General features: G+C 61.9%; 19 protein-coding genes and 1 riboswitch. Of the genes, 13 read left to right on the plus strand and 6 right to left on the minus strand.

The genetic code is table 11. The features are described 5' to 3' along the window. Position 1: 1 nt before the first annotated feature. Positions 2 to 67, minus strand: a riboswitch (guanidine-III (ykkC-III) riboswitch). Between the two features lie 57 nt (positions 68 to 124). Next, on the minus strand, positions 125 to 772 hold the full coding sequence (locus tag AC1DCM_RS15375; protein WP_477518877.1) for a HutD/Ves family protein: 648 nt from the start codon (positions 770 to 772) through the stop codon (positions 125 to 127). A 97-nt stretch (positions 773 to 869) separates the two neighbouring features. Between AC1DCM_RS15375 and AC1DCM_RS15380 the strand changes: the two genes are divergently transcribed. From AC1DCM_RS15380 to AC1DCM_RS15390, 3 genes are all read left to right on the plus strand, one after another. Then, on the plus strand, positions 870 to 1,466 hold the full coding sequence (locus AC1DCM_RS15380; RefSeq protein WP_477518878.1) for a phosphoribosylanthranilate isomerase: 597 nt from the start codon (positions 870 to 872) through the stop codon (positions 1,464 to 1,466). Between the two features lie 559 nt (positions 1,467 to 2,025). Then, positions 2,026 to 2,475 (plus strand): SRPBCC family protein, encoded by a 450-nt coding sequence (locus AC1DCM_RS15385; RefSeq protein WP_442003289.1) that lies wholly within the window; start codon positions 2,026 to 2,028, stop codon positions 2,473 to 2,475. Positions 2,476 to 2,562: 87 nt separating this feature from the next. Next, positions 2,563 to 2,964 (plus strand): YccF domain-containing protein, encoded by a 402-nt coding sequence (locus AC1DCM_RS15390; RefSeq protein ID WP_216926600.1) that lies wholly within the window; start codon positions 2,563 to 2,565, stop codon positions 2,962 to 2,964. Positions 2,965 to 2,973: 9 nt separating this feature from the next. Here the strand turns inward: AC1DCM_RS15390 and AC1DCM_RS15395 are convergent, their stop codons facing one another. Continuing rightward, positions 2,974 to 3,738 (minus strand): 2-phosphosulfolactate phosphatase, encoded by a 765-nt coding sequence (locus tag AC1DCM_RS15395; RefSeq protein ID WP_477518879.1) that lies wholly within the window; start codon positions 3,736 to 3,738, stop codon positions 2,974 to 2,976. After that, positions 3,735 to 4,604, minus strand: a complete 870-nt coding sequence (locus tag AC1DCM_RS15400; protein ID WP_477518989.1) for a DUF4031 domain-containing protein — start codon at positions 4,602 to 4,604, stop codon at positions 3,735 to 3,737. Before AC1DCM_RS15400 ends, AC1DCM_RS15395 begins: the two co-directional genes overlap by 4 nt. A gap of 302 nt (positions 4,605 to 4,906) precedes the next feature. Between AC1DCM_RS15400 and AC1DCM_RS15405 the strand changes: the two genes are divergently transcribed. Genes AC1DCM_RS15405 through AC1DCM_RS15420 form a run of 4 tightly spaced genes read left to right on the plus strand, consistent with a single transcriptional unit; the run spans position 4,907 to position 8,007 of the window. Then, the gene (locus tag AC1DCM_RS15405; protein WP_416417530.1) at positions 4,907 to 5,317 is read left to right on the plus strand and encodes a TOBE domain-containing protein; all 411 of its coding nucleotides are present in this window, start codon (positions 4,907 to 4,909) and stop codon (positions 5,315 to 5,317) included. Next, complete coding sequence (gene modA, locus AC1DCM_RS15410) at positions 5,314 to 6,102, plus strand: molybdate ABC transporter substrate-binding protein (protein WP_477518880.1); 789 nt, start codon at positions 5,314 to 5,316, stop codon at positions 6,100 to 6,102. Before AC1DCM_RS15405 ends, modA begins: the two co-directional genes overlap by 4 nt. 7 nt (positions 6,103 to 6,109) lie before the next feature. Then, positions 6,110 to 6,931: an ABC transporter permease gene (locus AC1DCM_RS15415; RefSeq protein WP_477518881.1), complete on the plus strand. Its 822-nt coding sequence runs from the start codon at positions 6,110 to 6,112 to the stop codon at positions 6,929 to 6,931. Further along, positions 6,928 to 8,007 (plus strand): sulfate/molybdate ABC transporter ATP-binding protein, encoded by a 1,080-nt coding sequence (locus tag AC1DCM_RS15420; RefSeq protein ID WP_477518882.1) that lies wholly within the window; start codon positions 6,928 to 6,930, stop codon positions 8,005 to 8,007. The genes AC1DCM_RS15415 and AC1DCM_RS15420 overlap by 4 nt, the downstream gene beginning before the upstream one ends. Positions 8,008 to 8,030: 23 nt before the next feature. On the opposite strand, the gene AC1DCM_RS15425 is transcribed toward AC1DCM_RS15420, so the two are convergent. Continuing rightward, entirely contained in the window at positions 8,031 to 8,366 is a 336-nt protein-coding gene (locus AC1DCM_RS15425) for a YciI family protein (RefSeq protein ID WP_477518883.1), read from the minus strand. 205 nt (positions 8,367 to 8,571) lie between these two features. Here AC1DCM_RS15425 and clpB point away from each other — a divergent pair, with 205 nt between their 5' ends. Continuing rightward, complete coding sequence (gene clpB / locus AC1DCM_RS15430; RefSeq protein WP_442003281.1) at positions 8,572 to 11,229, plus strand: ATP-dependent chaperone ClpB; 2,658 nt, start codon at positions 8,572 to 8,574, stop codon at positions 11,227 to 11,229. Between the two features lie 9 nt (positions 11,230 to 11,238). On the opposite strand, the gene AC1DCM_RS15435 is transcribed toward clpB, so the two are convergent. Beyond that, the gene (locus AC1DCM_RS15435; protein WP_477518884.1) at positions 11,239 to 12,015 is read right to left on the minus strand and encodes a septum formation family protein; all 777 of its coding nucleotides are present in this window, start codon (positions 12,013 to 12,015) and stop codon (positions 11,239 to 11,241) included. A 360-nt stretch (positions 12,016 to 12,375) separates the two neighbouring features. Here AC1DCM_RS15435 and AC1DCM_RS15440 point away from each other — a divergent pair, with 360 nt between their 5' ends. The 3 genes from AC1DCM_RS15440 (at position 12,376) to AC1DCM_RS15450 (ending at position 14,453) form a co-directional block, all read left to right on the plus strand. Continuing rightward, positions 12,376 to 12,600: a DUF3073 domain-containing protein gene (locus AC1DCM_RS15440; RefSeq protein ID WP_024818182.1), complete on the plus strand. Its 225-nt coding sequence runs from the start codon at positions 12,376 to 12,378 to the stop codon at positions 12,598 to 12,600. A gap of 303 nt (positions 12,601 to 12,903) precedes the next feature. Then, positions 12,904 to 13,686, plus strand: a complete 783-nt coding sequence (locus AC1DCM_RS15445; RefSeq protein ID WP_477518885.1) for a VOC family protein — start codon at positions 12,904 to 12,906, stop codon at positions 13,684 to 13,686. Continuing rightward, positions 13,683 to 14,453 carry a VOC family protein gene (locus AC1DCM_RS15450; RefSeq protein WP_477518886.1) on the plus strand — a complete coding sequence of 257 codons (771 nt, stop codon included), beginning with the start codon at positions 13,683 to 13,685 and terminating at the stop codon, positions 14,451 to 14,453. The genes AC1DCM_RS15445 and AC1DCM_RS15450 overlap by 4 nt, the downstream gene beginning before the upstream one ends. 2 nt (positions 14,454 to 14,455) lie before the next feature. On the opposite strand, the gene AC1DCM_RS15455 is transcribed toward AC1DCM_RS15450, so the two are convergent. Continuing rightward, positions 14,456 to 15,085 (minus strand): GntR family transcriptional regulator, encoded by a 630-nt coding sequence (locus AC1DCM_RS15455; protein ID WP_477518887.1) that lies wholly within the window; start codon positions 15,083 to 15,085, stop codon positions 14,456 to 14,458. 112 nt (positions 15,086 to 15,197) lie between these two features. Here AC1DCM_RS15455 and AC1DCM_RS15460 point away from each other — a divergent pair, with 112 nt between their 5' ends. Then, a complete protein-coding gene (locus AC1DCM_RS15460; protein ID WP_477518888.1) occupies positions 15,198 to 16,244 on the plus strand; it encodes a succinylglutamate desuccinylase in 1,047 nt (348 codons plus the stop codon). Beyond that, the gene (locus tag AC1DCM_RS15465) at positions 16,231 to 17,172 is read left to right on the plus strand and encodes an ABC transporter substrate-binding protein (protein ID WP_477518889.1); all 942 of its coding nucleotides are present in this window, start codon (positions 16,231 to 16,233) and stop codon (positions 17,170 to 17,172) included. The genes AC1DCM_RS15460 and AC1DCM_RS15465 overlap by 14 nt, the downstream gene beginning before the upstream one ends. The last annotated feature ends 6 nt before the right edge of the window (positions 17,173 to 17,178 follow it).

Raw genomic sequence — 17,178 nt, forward strand, 5'->3', positions numbered from 1 at the left:
CTTTGGCCAGTCTTGTCGCGTGCCGGGTACTGAACCGTCGTCCGGAGGTTCCAGAGCGGAACCTTGATTTCAGGCTAGCAACTCCTGCAGAGGGTGGCCACTTCTGGTGGCCAAAGTCACCAGCTCAGGCGTTTGCGGGGTCCACTTTGTCGATGGAGATCACAGCAACAAAACCCCGGCCCGAGATCTCGGGACTCCGCGTATCCGAGCCCACCACGGCGTCGTAGCGATTCAGCTCAACCGGTTCGGTCTCGGTGGGAGCCGGGCTGGCGCCGTCGGACTCTTCCCCCACAGCGGCGCCTTCCTCCGGAGCCGCGCCGGGCGCGACCGTCGCCTTGCCTTCCAGGAGGACCGCCAACTGGCCCTCGAAGACGGGGTGCGCGCGTTTCTTGGAGATCTCGACGATGGACGTGTACCCCTTGAACGCGCTGGCGCGAGCGATGACGTTGAGGTCGCGGATGTCCCCGGTGGGCAGAGTGGCCGACGAAGCTGCCTCGCCGGAGAAACGGAACGGGCGATACTTCTCCAGCGGGTGCTCCTCGCCGTCGACGGTCAGCAGCAGCAACTCACCGTCAATGATGGTGATGACCCGTTCCATGCCCGGAAAATTGGAGAAGTCCCCAGCCTTGGAGACGTCGGCGATGCTGACGCGCCAATCCCATGCCCCATCCTGGGCCGAGGCGGCCTTAGGGTGGCTGGCGAGTTCGCGCGTCACCCCGCCTCCGTTGCGCCACGGTTCGGGGTGGATGTCGGCAAAGCGGATGATCTCCATCCGACCAGCCTAGTGGTGGACACAGCTTCTGCGTTGTCAGCGTGGCTTTGCTAACGTCATATGTGGAAAACGTTGTGAGTACGGCTGGAGGCGCGGAATGTTCGTCAAAGTGTGCGGCTTGAGCACGCCCGAATCCGTGCGCACCGCCGTTGACGCCGGCGCGGACGCCGTCGGCTTCGTGTTGACTTCCAGCCCACGTGAAGTCAGTCCTGACCAGGTGCGTATCCTGCTGCCGCTGGTGCCCGCAGGCGTTCATGCTGTGGCTGTGTTCCGGCATGAGCCTGCCTCCGACGCCGTTTCTGTTGCGCGAGCCGCGGGACTCACCTGGGTTCAACTGCACGGCACCCGGGCTGCTGAGGACGTCAAAACAGTGCACGACGCCGGGATGCGGCTCATCCGAGCCGTCACCATGGGTGCCGCGCCGGACGAGTTCAGTGATCTGGGCGAGGATCTGCTCTTGATCGATGCAGCCGTGCCGGGCTCGGGGGAGTCCTGGGACTATGCGTCCGTGCGGGCCAAGGGACTGGGCGACCGGGAGTGGTTGCTCGCAGGCGGTCTCGAACCCGGCAACGTCGCCTTTGCTGCCGCTGCGGCGGATGCCTGGGGCGTGGACGTTTCCTCAGGTGTGGAGTCGTCTCGGGGAGTGAAGGACCTGGCGAAGATCCGCGCGTTCGTGGAAGCTGCAAAGGCCTGACGTTCTCTCACGTCCTGCTGCTTTTGGCGCGTTCCTCTCTCACGTCCTGCTGCTTTTGGGGCGTTCCTCTCTCACGTCCTGCCGTGTTCGGCGCGTTCCTCTGTCACGTCCTGCCGTGTTCGGCGCGTTCCTCTGTCACGTCCTGCCGTGTTCGGCGCGTTCCTCTGTCACGTCCTGCCGCTTTTCGGGCGTTCTTCTCTCACGTCCTGCCGCTTTTGGGGCGTTCCTCTGTCACGTCCTGCCGCTTTTCGGGCGTTCTTCTCTCACGTCCTGCGGCTTTTGGGGCGTTCCTCTGTCACGTCGTGCTGCTTTTCGTTCGTTCCTCTGTCACGTCCTGCCGGCGGACACCCCCGAACGGTTCATGATGTGAGAGAACGTTGGGGAATTCGGGTGATGATGTGAGAGAGCATCCGACTTAGCGCTGGCACACCCTAGACTCGCTCACGACGACAGGATTCACTGGAACACGCCACTGGACTTACACGCGGAACCAAACACGGAACCAAACACGGAACCAAACACGGAACCAAACAATCGGACCAAACGAGGAGCCCAAGCAATGAGCACGGAACAGCACACCCTGACCCTGATCCGCGAGTTCGACGCCCCGCGTGATCGGATCTTCGATGCCTGGATGGACCCGGATCAGCTCACCAAGTGGTTCGGGCCCGTGGAAGTGGATGCTCCACGCGACAAGATCATCGTGGAGCCGCGCGTGGGCGGAATCTGGCAAGTGGTCATGGCATGGACGGACGACGAGGGGGAGCAGGAAGCACCCATCGAAGCTGTCATCACGGAGCTGGATGCACCCGCGCTCCTCGTAGCAAGGGCAAAGGCTGCTCCCGATGCCGATCATGAGTACGAGGAAATGCACCTCGAATTCGAAGACCTCAACGGACGCACCCGGATGCATCTCACCCAGGGCCCCTTCGCATCGGAAGAATGGGTGGAAATGACGCGGGACGGCTGGGGAACATCGTTCGACAAGCTGGACGCGTTGCTGGACTGAGCTCCTCCAACACCGTCGTCAAACTCAGGGCCGATTCAGGGCAGACCCTGAGGCTTAATGTCTGTCCGGCAAGGGAGAATTGAGACTATGAAAACGCTGCTCAACATCATTTGGCTGGTCTTCGGTGGTTTCTGGTTGGCACTGGGCTATTTCGCAGCAGGCATTATCTGCTGCGTGCTCATTGTGACCATTCCTTGGGGCATCGCTTCGTTCCGGATAGGCGCTTATTGCCTATGGCCGTTTGGCCGGATGGTGGTGGAGAAGCCCGGCGGAACGGGTGTCTTCGCACTTCTGGGCAACGTGATTTGGTTGCTGGTGGCGGGTATTTGGATTGCGATCGGCCACGTGGTTACGGCTTTCGCAATGGCCATCACCATCATCGGTATCCCACTGGCCATCGCGAACCTGAAGCTGATCCCGGTATCGCTGATGCCTCTCGGCAAGCAGATTGTGCCGACAAACCAGCCGTTCGTCAGCACCTATCGCTAGCTCGCCGGTCTAATCGGTGGCACCGACGCCCTGAAAAGCCCCATCCGTCAGCAATGCAACCACAGTGCTGCCATCCAACTCGGCGGCAATTGCCACGTCTTCAATGAAGCCCCCATCGATTAGTTCCCGCCCGCTGGAGCAACCGCGCAGCACCGAGGCCAGCTTGGGCTCGGCGGCGTCGAAGGCCGCCGCCGCAGATCCGGCTTCAGGTGAGAAATTCCGGCGCCCCGATCCTGCCAATCCGGCGATGAACGCTCCCGCTCCGAGCTCGTCCTCCAACGCTGGCCGCAGCGAGCCATTGGTCCACTTCTCACCTGCGGCGATCACAGCAATCACCGCATCCGCAGGCAGTGTGGCATGGACCCAGTCGGCGGTCGCCGCGGCGTTGCGTAAGCACACAGCCACTACTTGTCGTGCGGAGTTGGCGAGCTCATGACTCAGCGTCGAGCCGTTGGGTGACGGCAGGACTACACGCTCAAGATGCGGCGCATGACGCAGGCTCGCCGGAGACAAACTCAACCCCTCCCCGCCACGCGGTCCGGCCAGCGCAGCCTGATGATGAGCGGCGAACTCACTCGCCGCAGCATCGCGCATCGGGTAGGGAAAAACGGCCGCCCCACGATCCACGGCGACGCTCACGCACGTCGTGAAGGAAAGGACGTCAACCACAACAGCAAGGTCCGCCCGTGGCACTATGGCGCGGGCGCCGTCGAGCCCCCATTCGAACCGGACCGAGTACGGCAACTGCCGCTGGGGCGCTCCCGGTTCGCTCATCCGAGTTCGGCTATGAGGTTGCGGCGGGCTGCGTCAAGCCAGAGCGCCTTGGCCCGCTCACCGTGGAAGAGAGGGTCCAGTGACAGCAGATGACGCACGACGGCGGCACGCCCCTTGGCGAAATCGTCGTCGCTGACGTGGGCATAGTCTTCCCGGACGGCGGCCAGGTAGCGCGCGTAGGACTGTTCGTCGCCTCCGAGTACGGAGAGATCGGCATCGCAGAGGAGGGCTCCGGCATGGTCGCCGGGTTTGGGATTGTGTTCGGCGGTGAGCCGTACCAATCGGGCCACCTCGGCGACGTCTTCCGGGGCCAGACGCGCAGCAGTCAGTCGGTCCTCGGCAAGCCGCGCTGATTCTTCCTCGTCCTGCCCCGCGACGCCTTCATAGACGGCGTCGTGGAACCAGGCCGCCAGCGTGACTGTGCGGGCAGGGAGGGCGGGTTCCGTCAAAATGTCCAGGGCTTCGAGGACGGCCAGCAAATGGGTCCGACTGTGGTACTTACGGCCGTCCTCGCCCCACCGTTCCAGTAGTTCCAAGCCGAGTTCCTCGTGCCCGGGGTAGGTGCTGTTCCATCGCTCCATCAGCGGAACGGTGAGGGCTTTGCTGCGATCGCGTGCGGGAATGCGAAGGCCGCTCGCAATGAGTTTCCGCACCAGGACCCTTGCCTCCACGGGAATGGCTCCAGCCGCTACGAGGTCGTTGTAACGGCGTTCAGGAACGTCGTAGTGGTCGCCGTCGAACGCCCTTTCGGGGACTCCGGCCGCCTCGGCGAAAGCGTGAAGCTCGTCCAAGGACTTGTCTGATACCAGATGTGAAAACACGGTGCCGTGGGCGGGCCACAGGGGCGGATCGACATATACGGCCATTGGCAAAGTGTAAGCCAAACGATCCTTCCCAGTTACCGGTCGTCGGAGCGGCTACCGCCGAGCGTCCGCCCCGGAAGCACAGGCTTCGCTGCCCGTGTGGTCACAGCAACTGGGAAGGAGCGTAGGAGTTCCTTGGCAACAGGTTACGGCTATGACTCCACGCCGGATAGAGTACGACGGCGGCCCGCACCGTTTGCCGCCCAGCGCACCAGCGGCGCTCTCGCCTGGAACTAGACAGTAACATTCCGTTTTACGGAGCAATCACACAACACAATCCGCAAATACGGATCTAGAATCGATTTATGCCGCAAATACGGATTTCCGAAGCAGCCCGGTTCCTTGGTGTCAGCGACGACACTGTGAGGCGGTGGACCGAGAACGGAACACTTACCGCCCGGAAGGACGCCGCGGGCCGACTCGCTGTGGATGGCTTGGAGCTGGCCAAGGTTGCCCGCGATCAGTCCCACCTTCCGGACGATCCCGCCCGTACAGGCAGCTCGGCCCGGAACCGCTTCGTCGGCCTGGTCACGGGCATTACCGCGGACAAGGTCATGGCACAGGTGGAGCTTCAATGTGGGCCGTTCCGTGTGGTGTCGCTGATGAGCAGTGAAGCCGTGCGCGAGCTTGGTCTGGAACTTGGGTCAGTGGCTACAGCGGTGGTGAAGGCCACAACTGTCATCATCGAAACGCCTCAGGGAAAGAGCGTCGTATGAGGAACACTGGCACGAAAGCCATGGCTCTCTTAGTCGCGGTGGCCTTGGCGGCCGGTATGGCGAGCTGTGCTTCAAACGCCGCAGGCCCAGCGGCAACCGGGAATCAGCTGGGGGGCACCATCACCGTCTTCGCGGCAGCGTCCCTCAAAGCACCGTTCACCCAACTTGCCCAGGACTTCGAGGCCTCAAACCCCGGCACCAAAGTGAACCTTAGCTTCGCCGGTTCTTCAGACTTGGCAACGCAAATCACCCAGGGTGCACCAGCTGATGTGTTTGCCTCAGCCGATACCAAGAACATGACCAAGGTCTCGGACGCAAAACTCGTGGACGGCACCGCGACAAACTTTGCCACGAACATACTGGAGATCGCTGTCCCGCCCAGCAACCCGGCGTCGATCTCTTCCTTCGCGGACCTGTCCAAGCCCGGCGTCAAAGTTGTGGTCTGTGCCAGTCAGGTTCCTTGTGGTGCGGCCGCGGAGACGATAGAGAAGGCTTCGGGGACCACCTTGAGCCCGGTCAGCGAAGAGTCATCAGTCAGTGATGTGCTGGGCAAGATCGTCTCGCAGGAAGCCGACGCCGGGCTGGTCTACGTGACGGACATCAAGGGTGCCGGGAGCAAGGTGAAGGGCATACCGTTTCCGGAGTCCGGCAAGGCCGTCAATACGTATCCGATTGCCACTGTGGGCACCAGCAAAAACAAGGACCTCGCCCGGGCCTTCATGGCCATGGTCACCGGCAGCGCGGGGCAGAAGGTCCTGGGTGACGCCGGCTTCGGCCCGTCGTAGGAACGCAATGAATCGAACTGGATACCACGGCATCCCACGGTGGATCTACGTGATCGCCGTTGCGGGCGGTCTGCTGGTGATTCTTCCCCTGCTCGCGATGCTGGTGCGCGTGAACTGGTCCCAGTTCCTTCCGCTCATCACGTCGGAATCGTCGCTCGATGCGTTGGGCCTGAGCCTGAGGACGTCAGCAGCAAGCACCCTGTTGTGCATCGTGCTTGGTGTGCCGTTGGCCCTTGTCCTGGCCCGCGGGGAGTTTCCCGGGCAGAGGCTGCTGCGCTCCTTCGTGCTGTTGCCCCTCGTGCTGCCGCCCGTCGTCGGAGGTATCGCGCTGCTCTACACCTTCGGGCGGCAAGGTTTGCTGGGGAAGTCGCTCGAAATGTTCGGAATTCAGATCGCGTTCTCCACTACCGCCGTGGTGCTTGCACAAACATTCGTGGCCTTGCCGTTCTTGGTTGTCAGCCTCGAAGGCGCCCTGCGGACTGCGGGAAGCAAATATGAGGCCGTGGCGGCGACCCTGGGCGCGCGGCCAACCACGGTCCTGCGCCGGGTCACACTACCCTTGGTGGTTCCAGGGCTCGCGTCGGGGGCCGTTCTGTCCTTCGCGCGCAGCCTCGGAGAGTTTGGCGCTACCTTGACCTTCGCCGGCAGCTTGCAAGGCGTCACGCGCACTCTTCCCTTGGAGATTTACCTTCAGCGCGAAACTGACCCCGACGCCGCCGTCGCTCTTTCTTTGGTTTTGGTGGCGGTCGCCGCGGCAGTAGTGGGCCTGAGTTACGGTCGACGCCCCAGCAACACTGGTGCAAGCGCCCATGCGGACGTCCAGCCATGACGTTTGAACTGGAAGCGAGCCTTAAATCCCGCAACTTCGAGATGTCAATCAAGCTTTCCGACGGCGAAACCCTAGCCATTCTCGGTCCCAACGGCGCCGGAAAATCAACTCTTCTTGGCGTGATTTCGGGCCTGCTGCGGCCAGATTCCGGGAGCGCACAGATTGGCGGCCGGCAGCTTTTTGACCTCGACGGCGGCACCCACGAGTGGAGCGCACCGCACCTGCGCGGCACTGCGCTGCTCGCTCAGGAGGCACTGCTGTTTCCGCACCTGACCGTGCTGGACAACGTCGCCTTCGGGCCGCGCAGCAAGGGCAGATCCAAAGCCGCGGCCCGCGAAACCGCCCGGCTTTGGCTGACTGAGGTGGACGCACTTCACCTGGAATCCCGCAAACCAGCAGAGCTGTCCGGTGGTCAGGCGCAGCGTGTGGCCGTTGCTAGGGCGCTCGCCACGGAGCCCGAGTTATTGCTCCTCGATGAGCCGATGTCGGCCCTGGATATCCATGCCGCACCACTGCTGCGCCGCGTCCTCAAACGGGTCCTGGATGGACGCAACGCCATCATCGTCACGCACGACGTCCTGGACGCCTACATGCTCGCCGATCGCGTCATCGTCGTGGAGAACGGGCGGATTTCCGAGGAAGGCCCAACCCGCCAAGTCCTCGAACGCCCCCGAAGCCACTTCGCGGCCGGGCTTGCAGGACTGAACCTCATCAGCGGAATCATCACCGAGCAGGGAATCACGACGCCGGATGGCCGGCTTTTCGCCGGACAGCACGATCCCGAGTGGTCACCTTCGCCCGGCCAGGCAGGCGTGGCGGCCTTCCCGCCGTCGGCCGTTTCCGTTTTTCTTGGCGAAGTGCACGGCAGCCCACGCAACTCCTTTCCTGTCACCGTCAGTGACTTGGAGCCGCACGGCGACCAGATCCGCGTCAGGGCGGGCGGACCGGGCGCGGGGAAGCGCGGCACATTGTCCGCAGATATCACTCCTGCTGCCTCTGCCGATCTCGGCCTGGCACCGGGCGTGGACGTGCGGTTCGTCGTGAAGTCCGCGCTGGTCTCGATCTATCCGGCGTGAGGCCAGCCCCGCCTGGTTGGCAGTTACATGCCTGGAATGTCCAGGGCCTCGCAGACCTGGATGCTGGCTCCGGGCATCATCAGGTGCGGGTGGCCCTCCAGGAGAGCGAGGGCGCCGGCCATGTTTTCGGCCTGGAGGATGGTGTACCCCGCTACGCCTGTGTTGGTATCGGAGACACCTGAGTTTGCCACTTCCTTACCTCCGCCCAGAGGCGTGCCAAGATCGATGATCCCGTCGCCGGCCTTGTTGGCCCAGTCCATCCAGACCTTCATGCCTTCGGCTGCTGACTCCGGGGAGGCTTCTTCCATTGCGGATTCGGCGGACTGGGGAGCGGTGTAAAGCGCCACGTACTTAGTCATGTCGTGTCCTTTGTTGCCGGCATTTGTCGGTGGTTCCACCCTGTCACTGCCTGATCGTAGACCCCTGTTATTCACATAGCCATGGTTTCGTCTGGACAGGTGTTTCGCCGTGGGCAAACATGGAACACATGGGCCACAAAGCAAAGTTGAGCGTAGTAGACTCAACTTTGAAAGTATTGGTCTTACTCCAGAAAGGGAGCTTTCGTTGGACGTCAAATTCACCACCAAAAGCCAGGAGGCCCTTTCTGCGGCCGCCATGAATGCCTCTACTGCCGGCAACCCGCAATTGGAGCCAGCACACCTGCTGAAGGCCCTCATGGACCAGCGCGAGGGCGTTGCCGTGGCACTCCTGCGCGCCACGGGTGCCGATCCTGATGCCGTGAGCGTTCAGGCCAGTTCGGCCATCAAGTCGCTGCCGTCCTCTTCGGGCAGCTCGGTCCAGCAAGCCCAGCTGTCCCGGCAGTCCATGCAGGCCATTCAGGCTGCCCAGAATGAGGCCGATAAACTCGGCGATTCCTTTGTCTCTACTGAGCACCTGCTGTTGGGGCTTTCGGCCGGCAGCGACGCAGTCGGAAAGCTATTGCGCGACGCCGGTGCCTCCCACGAAGCACTGCTTGCCGCGCTGCCGGGTGTCAGGGGCGATCGAAAGGTCAACTCGCCGGATCCAGAAAATACGTTCCAGGCCTTGGAGAAGTTCGGCACGGACCTCACTGCTATTGCCCGCTCGGGGAAGCTGGACCCGGTCATTGGGCGTGACAGCGAAATCCGTCGCGTGGTTCAGGTCCTGAGCCGGCGCACCAAGAACAACCCGGTACTGATTGGTGAGCCTGGCGTAGGTAAGACCGCGGTAGTCGAGGGCCTCGCCCAACGCATGGTTGCCGGCGACGTCCCGGAGAGCCTCCGCGGCAAGACCCTCATTGCCTTGGACATGGCCTCCATGGTTGCGGGCGCCAAATACCGCGGTGAATTCGAGGAGCGGCTCAAAGCGGTTCTGGAGGAGATCAAGAACTCCAACGGCCAGATCGTCACATTCATCGATGAAATCCACACGGTAGTTGGAGCTGGCGCAACGGGCGACAGCGCGATGGATGCGGGCAACATGCTCAAGCCGATGCTGGCCCGCGGCGAGTTGCGGCTCATTGGTGCCACCACCCTGGACGAGTACCGCGAAAACATCGAGAAGGACCCTGCCTTGGAACGCCGCTTCCAGCAGGTTTACGTGGGCGAGCCGAGCGTCGAGGACACCATCGGCATTCTGCGCGGCCTCAAGGAACGGTACGAGGCCCACCACAAGGTGGCCATCGCCGACTCGGCACTGGTGGCGGCTGCAACCCTGTCCAACCGGTACATCTCGGGCCGTCAGCTCCCGGACAAAGCGATCGACCTCGTGGACGAGGCCGCGTCACGGCTTCGGATGGAGATTGACTCAGCGCCGGAAGAGATCGATCAACTCCGCCGTTCCGTCGATCGCCTCACCATGGAAGAACTGGCCCTGCAGGGCGAGACTGATCCTGCATCCGTTGAGCGGTTGGCTGCCCTTCGCGCTGACATGGCGGACAAGAAGGAAGCACTCAGGGCCCTCAACGCCCGTTGGGAAGCCGAGAAGGCCGGACTCAACCGCGTTGGTGACCTCAAAGCCAAGATCGACGAACTGAGGTCAGCCGCCGAAAAGTACCAGCGCGAAGGCGACCTCGAGTCGGCGTCGCGGATACTTTATGGCGAGCTGCCTGCCCTCGAACGGGAGCTCAATGCTGCGGCCGAGGAGGAGTCCGCGCGCGGCGACGCAAAGCCCGAACTCATGGTCGCAGAGGATGTTACTGCAGACGACATTGCGGAGGTCATCTCAGCATGGACCGGCATTCCCGCTGGGCGCATGCTGCAGGGTGAATCACAAAAGCTGCTGCACATGGAAGAGGAACTCGGTAAACGCCTGATCGGCCAAACCAAGGCCGTGCAGGCAGTTTCGGACGCCGTCCGCCGCGCGCGGGCGGGCATCAGTGACCCCAACCGCCCCACGGGCTCGTTCCTGTTCCTTGGCCCCACCGGCGTCGGCAAGACCGAGCTCGCAAAGGCCTTGGCCGACTTCCTCTTTGACGACGAACGGGCCATGATCCGGATCGACATGTCCGAGTACGGAGAGAAACACTCTGTCGCACGCTTGGTTGGTGCCCCTCCGGGATACGTCGGCTACGAGGAAGGCGGTCAGCTGACGGAAGCTGTGCGTCGCCGCCCGTACTCCGTTGTGCTGCTCGACGAGGTGGAAAAGGCCCACCCAGAAGTGTTCGACATCCTCCTGCAGGTTCTGGATGATGGCCGCCTCACAGACGGTCAAGGACGGACGGTGGACTTCCGCAATACGATCCTGGTGCTGACGTCCAACTCCGGAAGCCAGTTCCTGGTGGACCCGTCCCTGGATGCCAAAGCCAAGCGTGATGCCGTCATGGCCGTGGTACAGGCCTCGTTCAAGCCGGAGTTCCTGAACCGTTTGGACGAGATCGTGCTGTTCGACCCCCTGTCCGTCGAGGAACTGGCCCGGATCGTGGAACTTCACGTTGCCGAACTCACCAAGCGTCTGCGGGACCGCCGCTTGACCCTCGAGGTGAGCGACGGAGCCCGCGCCTGGCTCGCCATGTCCGGCTATGACTCGGCGTACGGCGCGCGGCCTCTGCGACGTCTCGTCCAGCGCGAAATCGGAGACCGCCTGGCCAAGGAGATCCTTGCCGGAACGATCACCGATGGCGACACCGTCTTGGTGGATACTGCGGCCGACGTCGATGAACTCACCATTGAGGGATTTGAGTCGCTGACAGGTCCTGACGGCGGCCCGTCTGTGGGCACTGGGCTACTGGTTCGGAAGAAGTAGGTCGGCGGGCTACTTATTGAGGAGGTCTTCCTTGATGGTGTTGCCCGAATCCACAACGATGAAGCAATCAACGCGGCGGTCGCCCCGATCCCAACTGGTGGTGCTTGGGTAGACGTTCTGCTGGAGCAGTACGTACTTATCGGCCGCCGCGTGATTCAGCTTTACGTCGCCGCAGACTTCACGGCCCTTGTCCTTCAGCGCGTTCGTGCCGGGGAAGGAATCGTCCGCTGGGTATGTGTGGACGGCGCCCAGTTGGGCTGAATGCTCGGTGTCACAGGGCACGGCCCGGGCTTTGGATGCGTTGGGGTCGAAGTCGGCAAAGCAATCGCCTACCTGGAAATCCTTGGCTTCTGTATCCCGCGGTAATGGGCCAAGGCTCGCCGTGGGGCTCGGGGTAGCCACAACAGCCTGAGGCCGTGTACCCAACAGGTTCAGCAGCACCCAGATCACGACGCCGATGAGCACCAGGACACCGACCACGATTGCGCCGATGACAAAACGCTGGCGTTTTACCGGGTCCCCGTGCGGGGCGGGTTGGGGCTGCTGGGGATCCCCTGGCTGGGAGGGGTCCCCGGGCTTGCCGGGGTAGTCTGGCTGGCCGGAGTAGTCTGGCTGGCCGGACTGCTCCGGCTTGCCGAGGTACTCGGACTGACTGGAGTAAGCGGGCAGCGCAGGATCAGGCTGGTCGCTGGGATTGGGAACGAAGTCCGGATCAAGATCCGGTGCAGGATCAGGCTGCAGGCCTGAAGCCTCGGGCTGTGTTTCCGAGGCTTGCTTCGGCTGCACTCCTGGGGCCTGCGGTGGCGTGGGCGGTACCCTGGGCGCAGGTGGCACCCCGGCTTCTCCTTTATCGCGTTTTTCGCGCGGTGAATCATCACGTGGTGGGGTGTTGTCCTCGCTCATATCCCGGAGTCTGCCTTCCTGCTTTGGAGCCGCATTGAGGCAGACTCTACCCAATTTTTTGGTGTATTGGAGGTGGTGGGGAGCGGTTTGGACCGTAGTTGTACCCGATGCAGGTCCGGGGTGGCACGCAGGCACCCCCGAAAGCATGTAATCTAGACATACGACAAATTGACCAAACATTCCGGGGCCTCACCGATAGCCAAGGTGACCACCTCCGGTCCAAGTACAAAAGGGGGTCACGCCATGGGGCGCGGCCGTCAAAAGGCAAAAGCTACCAAGCAGGCTCGGGACATCAAGTACTACTCCCCGAACACTGACTACTCGGCACTTGAGCGTGAGCTCACGGGCCCATCGAGTCGTGTAAAGAGCCACTTCCCCGAAGATCCCCCGGAGCCGGACTACTCGGCTTATGAGGACAAGTACGCGGAAGACGATGACGACGAGGTAGACACCCGCCGTATCGGATAGCTGTCGCAAACAATCGGTGCCTCTGGCACTGACTTGCGTACCGCCGTCGTACATTAAGGTCGTCGCGCATCTTCGGATGCCGAATATCTCTGAAAGAGGCCCGCAGGGCACGCCATTCATTGGCGTACCCTGCGGGCCTTTTTTCGTATCAGTACCACTGGGGTAATGCGGCCCACGTCTGGCGCAAGCAGTGGAAGCGCCATAGCGTAGTCCCCATGGACTCCGACGCGGGGTCAGTTAGGGCCCATTCCAGGCCTCAACACGGGCCACAAGTGACCCCGCGTTGCTAGGAAAGGGAGCGGCATGCCGGCGGTCGAGAGTTACAAGCAGGGGACACCATGTTGGGTGGACCTGTCCTCCACCGACGTCGAGGTTTCCCGGAGGTTTTACAGTGAGCTCTTTGGCTGGGAGCTGGATCCCATGGACGCCGGCAACGGCCTGACTTACTACATGGCAAAACTCCACGGCCGGAACGTTGCCGGCATGATGCAGCAAATGCCGGATGCGCCGGAGGGAATGCCGTCCTACTGGGCCAACTACATTGCCGTGGACTCAGCGGATGAGGCAGCGGAACGGGCTGTGGCGGCAGGCGGGTCGATCTTGTTCGAGCCTGACGACGTGCCGAATGGCAGCGGACGGATGTTCTTCGCCATAGATCCCACGGGTGCACAGATCGGCTTCTGGGAAGCTGGAACGCATCCCGGATCCGGCTTGGTCAACGAGCCTGGCACCATGATATGGAACGAATTACAGACCGACGACGTCCCCAAAGCCGTCAGGTTCTACGAGGCCGTCACGGGGTGCAGCAGCGAAACCACACCCGCAGGAGATCTTCAGGAGTACACCAGCCTGCTGGTCGATGGAAAGCGGATTGCCGGTGCCCTCAAGCTGCCGTTTGAAGGACTTTCGCCGTTCTGGATGACGTACTTCGGCGTCGAGGACGTAGATACTGGAGTGGAGCAGGCCGTTGAGCTTGGAGCGCACGTGATCGCTCCGGCGTTCGATGTCCCAGGCATCGGGCGAATGGCTGTGCTCATGGACCCCGCCGGCGCCGCATTCAGCATCATGACAGGACTTGCCGCATGACTTCCCGGACGCATTATTCAAGCGGTGAACCCTGTTGGGCCGATCTGCAGACCCCGGACGTACCCGCAGCCAAGGAGTTCTACGGCAAGCTGTTCGACTGGACATTTACGGACCTCCCCACACCTGACGGTCGCAGCTACGCTCAGGCCTTTGTTGGCAAGGACCTGGTGGCGGTCATCGCTCCGCAGAACCCCATGCACGAGGCTGCGGGCAAGCATGGACAGTGGAACATCTACCTCGCTGCAACGGACGCCGAGGAGATAGCGGAAGACGCCGTCCATGCTGGTGGGAAGCTCGAGTTTGGCCCGGAGCAGGTTGCCGATACAGGCGTCCTGGCGTTCATCGAGGCGCCCGGCGGCGGGACCACGGGGATCTGGCAAGCGGGCACCCACATTGGAAGCCATCTGTTCAATCAGGCCGGCGCCCTGGCTTGGGCTGAGCTGCTGACTCCAGAACCGCAGGCAGCCACAGCGTTTTTCCAGCAGCTTTTCGGGCATGAAGTCACGGAATATCCCCAGGACGACGGCGGCAGTTACAGCACGCTGATAGTCAAAGGCGAGGAGGTGGCCGGGATTGTCCCTGCCGAACAGGGCGAAGAAGCCGGTTGGCAGATCCATTTCGGAGTTGCAGACGTTCGTAAGGCCGCTGAAGCTGCGGTGGCCGCGGGTGGAATGGTGCTCGTGGAGCCGGAAGACAGGCCAGAAGCAGGATCTCTGGCTACTATCCAGGATCCCCAGGGCGGCGTTCTCAGCTTGATCCAGGTGTAGGTCTACTGGTCCTTCTCGTGGCAGAGGTCCAGGAGGGGGATCAAGACCTCCAGATCGCCTGCTCGGGCCGCCGCAACAATTTTGCGATGCGCATCCGCAACGCGATCAAGCTTGTCCTGGTTCAGGGGATAGGAGCGGCTAATGAGCCGTTGTACCGGGTTGTCCCACACTGATTGCAGCGTCTTTTGCAGGAAGCTATTCGGTGACGCCGCAGCCAGGCTCAGGTGGAAGGCACGCGTGGCCGAGAACAACTCTTCGGCATCCGTGCTGGCTGAGCCCTCGGCAATGAGGAGCTCCAATCGGGCGAGTTCAAGATTTGAATATTTCCCGCCGCCTTGCCTTATGGCCATGACCTCCAGGGCCTTGCGGACCTCGTAGACTTCTTCAACTTCTGACCGCGTAAGGGTTGTGGCGAAGTAGCCGGACCCAGGCTCGAGCGTTGCCAATCCATCGTGGACCAGTCGCGTCAGGGCGTCCCGGACAGGAGTCCGGGAAACACCGTATTCTTCCCCGATTTGCTCCTGGACGAGGGCCGCGCCGGGAGCAATGACGCCATTGACGATGTCGTTGCTGATTCTTTCGTAGACGTGCTCGCTCAGTGGCCGCACCTTCTTGGCTGCTTGCGCAGGCATTCATCCATCCCCTCGTCTGTACTTAAGACTCATTTGATCCTACGTGCTTTACAACACGGTATTCACTGTATACATTGAATCCAATTCTACCAAGCCTGAGGAAAGTTGCTCCATGACCTTGCACCTACCCCGTATCCCCGGCATCGATTTTGCCGCTGCCGGCAAGCAGTTGGGCTACCTGGAGATTGAATACTCGGACAATGAAAACGACGCCGCTGTCATCCCTTCACCTCTTGCCGTCATCAGCGGCGGCGACGGGCCAACTGTTCTCCTGCTGGCCGGAACGCATGGCGATGAATACGAAGGACAGATTCTGCTCCAGGAACTTATCCGCTCCGTTCAGCCCGATGATGTTGCGGGTCGGCTGATCATCCTGCCAGCCCTGAATATTTCCGCAGTCAGGGAAGGCCGACGCGTCGCCAGCGTTGATGGCGTGAACCTCAACCGTGCAATGCCCGGCCGGGCCAATGGAGGACCCGCGCAGCAAATCGCGTCCATTATTGCTGAAGACCTCATCCCTATGGCGGACTACGTCATGGACATCCACTCCGGCGGTGTGGCCTCTGAGTACGTGCCATCGGCCTTCGTCTATCTTGGCCCTACCGCTGAACTCTGGATGGAGAAGATCGCAGCCGTCGCGGCATTCAACGCCCCCTACTCGGTAGCGGTCAAGCCAATGCTTAAAGCCGGTTCCATTAGCGGCGCCGCAGATCTCGCCGGCATTCCGATGATTTCAACAGAATTGGGTGGACGAGGAACAGTGTCCTTGCCCATCCTGAATCGAGCAAGGTCTGGTCTTCGCTCACTATTGGGCCACTGGGGCGTGCTCAAAGACAAGCCAGCCATCCTTCCAGGGAGCGCGGCAGAACAAGCTATTCAGTGGGTGGAGCTGACGGGGCGGTCAGCTGTGTACTCCACCATGGCCGGGCTCCTGGAACCTGTGGTGGCACTCGGCCAGCAGGTCACTGCAGGCGACGTCGTTGCCAGGGTCCACTCAGTAGAGGAACTCGATAGGCCTGCCAAAGATTTCCACGCCCCGATTGATGGGGTGGTCGCGATCGTGCGGCACCCAGCAATCGTCAATGTCGGCACCATCCTGGTCAACATTGCCGTTGACCACGGAACAACCCCACCGGAAGGCCATCATGTCCCGTCCTAATATCGTCAGATCCGGCGCGTTGCTTCTGGCAGCCGCCCTCGCAATGTCCGGCTGTACCACCGCATCACTTGATGCGGGCAAGGAATCTCCAGTCACTTCCGGCCCAGGTACGAGTGCCGTTGGAGTAGCCGCATTCAACCAGGCAGCAGCCGACTTGCTGCCCGCGGATGTCAAAGCCAAGGGAACCCTGGTGGTGGGCACAGATCCCACCTTTCCGCCCTACGAATTCTATGCCGACGACAACAAGACAGTTGTTGGCTGGGATGCCGACTTCGCTAAAGCACTCGGCGAGACCCTTGGCCTCGAAGTGAAGATGACACCTGCAACCTTCGACACGATCCTGCCGGGTGTCAGCTCACGCAAGTACGATGTCGGCATCTCCGGCTTCAATGTCACCGCTGAGCGTCAGAAGAACGCCGATTTTGCGGCCTACCAAAAAAGCGGTTCCGGTCTGGCCGTGAAGGCCGGCAATCCCAAGGACCTGGAGCTGGATCCACTGAAGCTGTGTGGTACCAAGGTGGGCGGCGAGAAGGGGACGACGCAGGGAATCGAAACGCTCCCGGCATTCTCCCAACAGTGCGTCGCGGCCGGTAAGGCACCGATCGACATCCAACTCTTCCCGTCGCAGAACGAGGCGAATCTGGCGCTGGTCTCGGGCAGGGTGGACAGCATTCTATCCGGGCTCATCGGCACGGGATATGCCAGCAAGCTCTCCGGTGGGGCTTTCGAGCTCGCGAGTGATGAGGACTACGACCCCACTCCTGTCGGCATCGCGATGCCCAAGGGTTCGCCGCTGACGGCATCCATCGTGGCGGCAGTGAAGGCACTCGTCATAAGCGATACGTACAAGCAGATCAACAGCAAGTACGGGATTCCCCAGACGGTCGCCATCAGTACGGATGCTGTAGATGCAGGTGGGGCACGGTGAGCAGGC

The sequence above is a fragment of the Paenarthrobacter sp. 10N417 genome, from assembly GCF_056394745.1.

Excerpts from the sequence above, each read along its gene's own strand:
- AC1DCM_RS15465 (WP_477518889.1), top strand. The coding sequence starts at position 16,231 with ATGTCCCGTCCTAATATCGTCAGATCCGGCGCGTTGCTTCTGGCAGCC.
- AC1DCM_RS15375 (WP_477518877.1), bottom strand. The coding sequence starts at position 772 with ATGGAGATCATCCGCTTTGCCGACATCCACCCCGAACCGTGGCGCAAC.
- AC1DCM_RS15420 (WP_477518882.1), top strand. The coding sequence starts at position 6,928 with ATGACGTTTGAACTGGAAGCGAGCCTTAAATCCCGCAACTTCGAGATG.
- AC1DCM_RS15395 (WP_477518879.1), bottom strand. The coding sequence starts at position 3,738 with ATGAGCGAACCGGGAGCGCCCCAGCGGCAGTTGCCGTACTCGGTCCGG.
- AC1DCM_RS15455 (WP_477518887.1), bottom strand. The coding sequence starts at position 15,085 with ATGCCTGCGCAAGCAGCCAAGAAGGTGCGGCCACTGAGCGAGCACGTC.
- AC1DCM_RS15400 (WP_477518989.1), bottom strand. The coding sequence starts at position 4,604 with ATGGCCGTATATGTCGATCCGCCCCTGTGGCCCGCCCACGGCACCGTG.
- AC1DCM_RS15390 (WP_216926600.1), top strand. The coding sequence starts at position 2,563 with ATGAAAACGCTGCTCAACATCATTTGGCTGGTCTTCGGTGGTTTCTGG.
- modA (WP_477518880.1), top strand. The coding sequence starts at position 5,314 with ATGAGGAACACTGGCACGAAAGCCATGGCTCTCTTAGTCGCGGTGGCC.
- AC1DCM_RS15445 (WP_477518885.1), top strand. The coding sequence starts at position 12,904 with ATGCCGGCGGTCGAGAGTTACAAGCAGGGGACACCATGTTGGGTGGAC.
- AC1DCM_RS15380 (WP_477518878.1), top strand. The coding sequence starts at position 870 with ATGTTCGTCAAAGTGTGCGGCTTGAGCACGCCCGAATCCGTGCGCACC.
- AC1DCM_RS15385 (WP_442003289.1), top strand. The coding sequence starts at position 2,026 with ATGAGCACGGAACAGCACACCCTGACCCTGATCCGCGAGTTCGACGCC.
- AC1DCM_RS15415 (WP_477518881.1), top strand. The coding sequence starts at position 6,110 with ATGAATCGAACTGGATACCACGGCATCCCACGGTGGATCTACGTGATC.
- AC1DCM_RS15405 (WP_416417530.1), top strand. The coding sequence starts at position 4,907 with ATGCCGCAAATACGGATTTCCGAAGCAGCCCGGTTCCTTGGTGTCAGC.
- AC1DCM_RS15425 (WP_477518883.1), bottom strand. The coding sequence starts at position 8,366 with ATGACTAAGTACGTGGCGCTTTACACCGCTCCCCAGTCCGCCGAATCC.
- AC1DCM_RS15450 (WP_477518886.1), top strand. The coding sequence starts at position 13,683 with ATGACTTCCCGGACGCATTATTCAAGCGGTGAACCCTGTTGGGCCGAT.
- AC1DCM_RS15440 (WP_024818182.1), top strand. The coding sequence starts at position 12,376 with ATGGGGCGCGGCCGTCAAAAGGCAAAAGCTACCAAGCAGGCTCGGGAC.
- AC1DCM_RS15460 (WP_477518888.1), top strand. The coding sequence starts at position 15,198 with ATGACCTTGCACCTACCCCGTATCCCCGGCATCGATTTTGCCGCTGCC.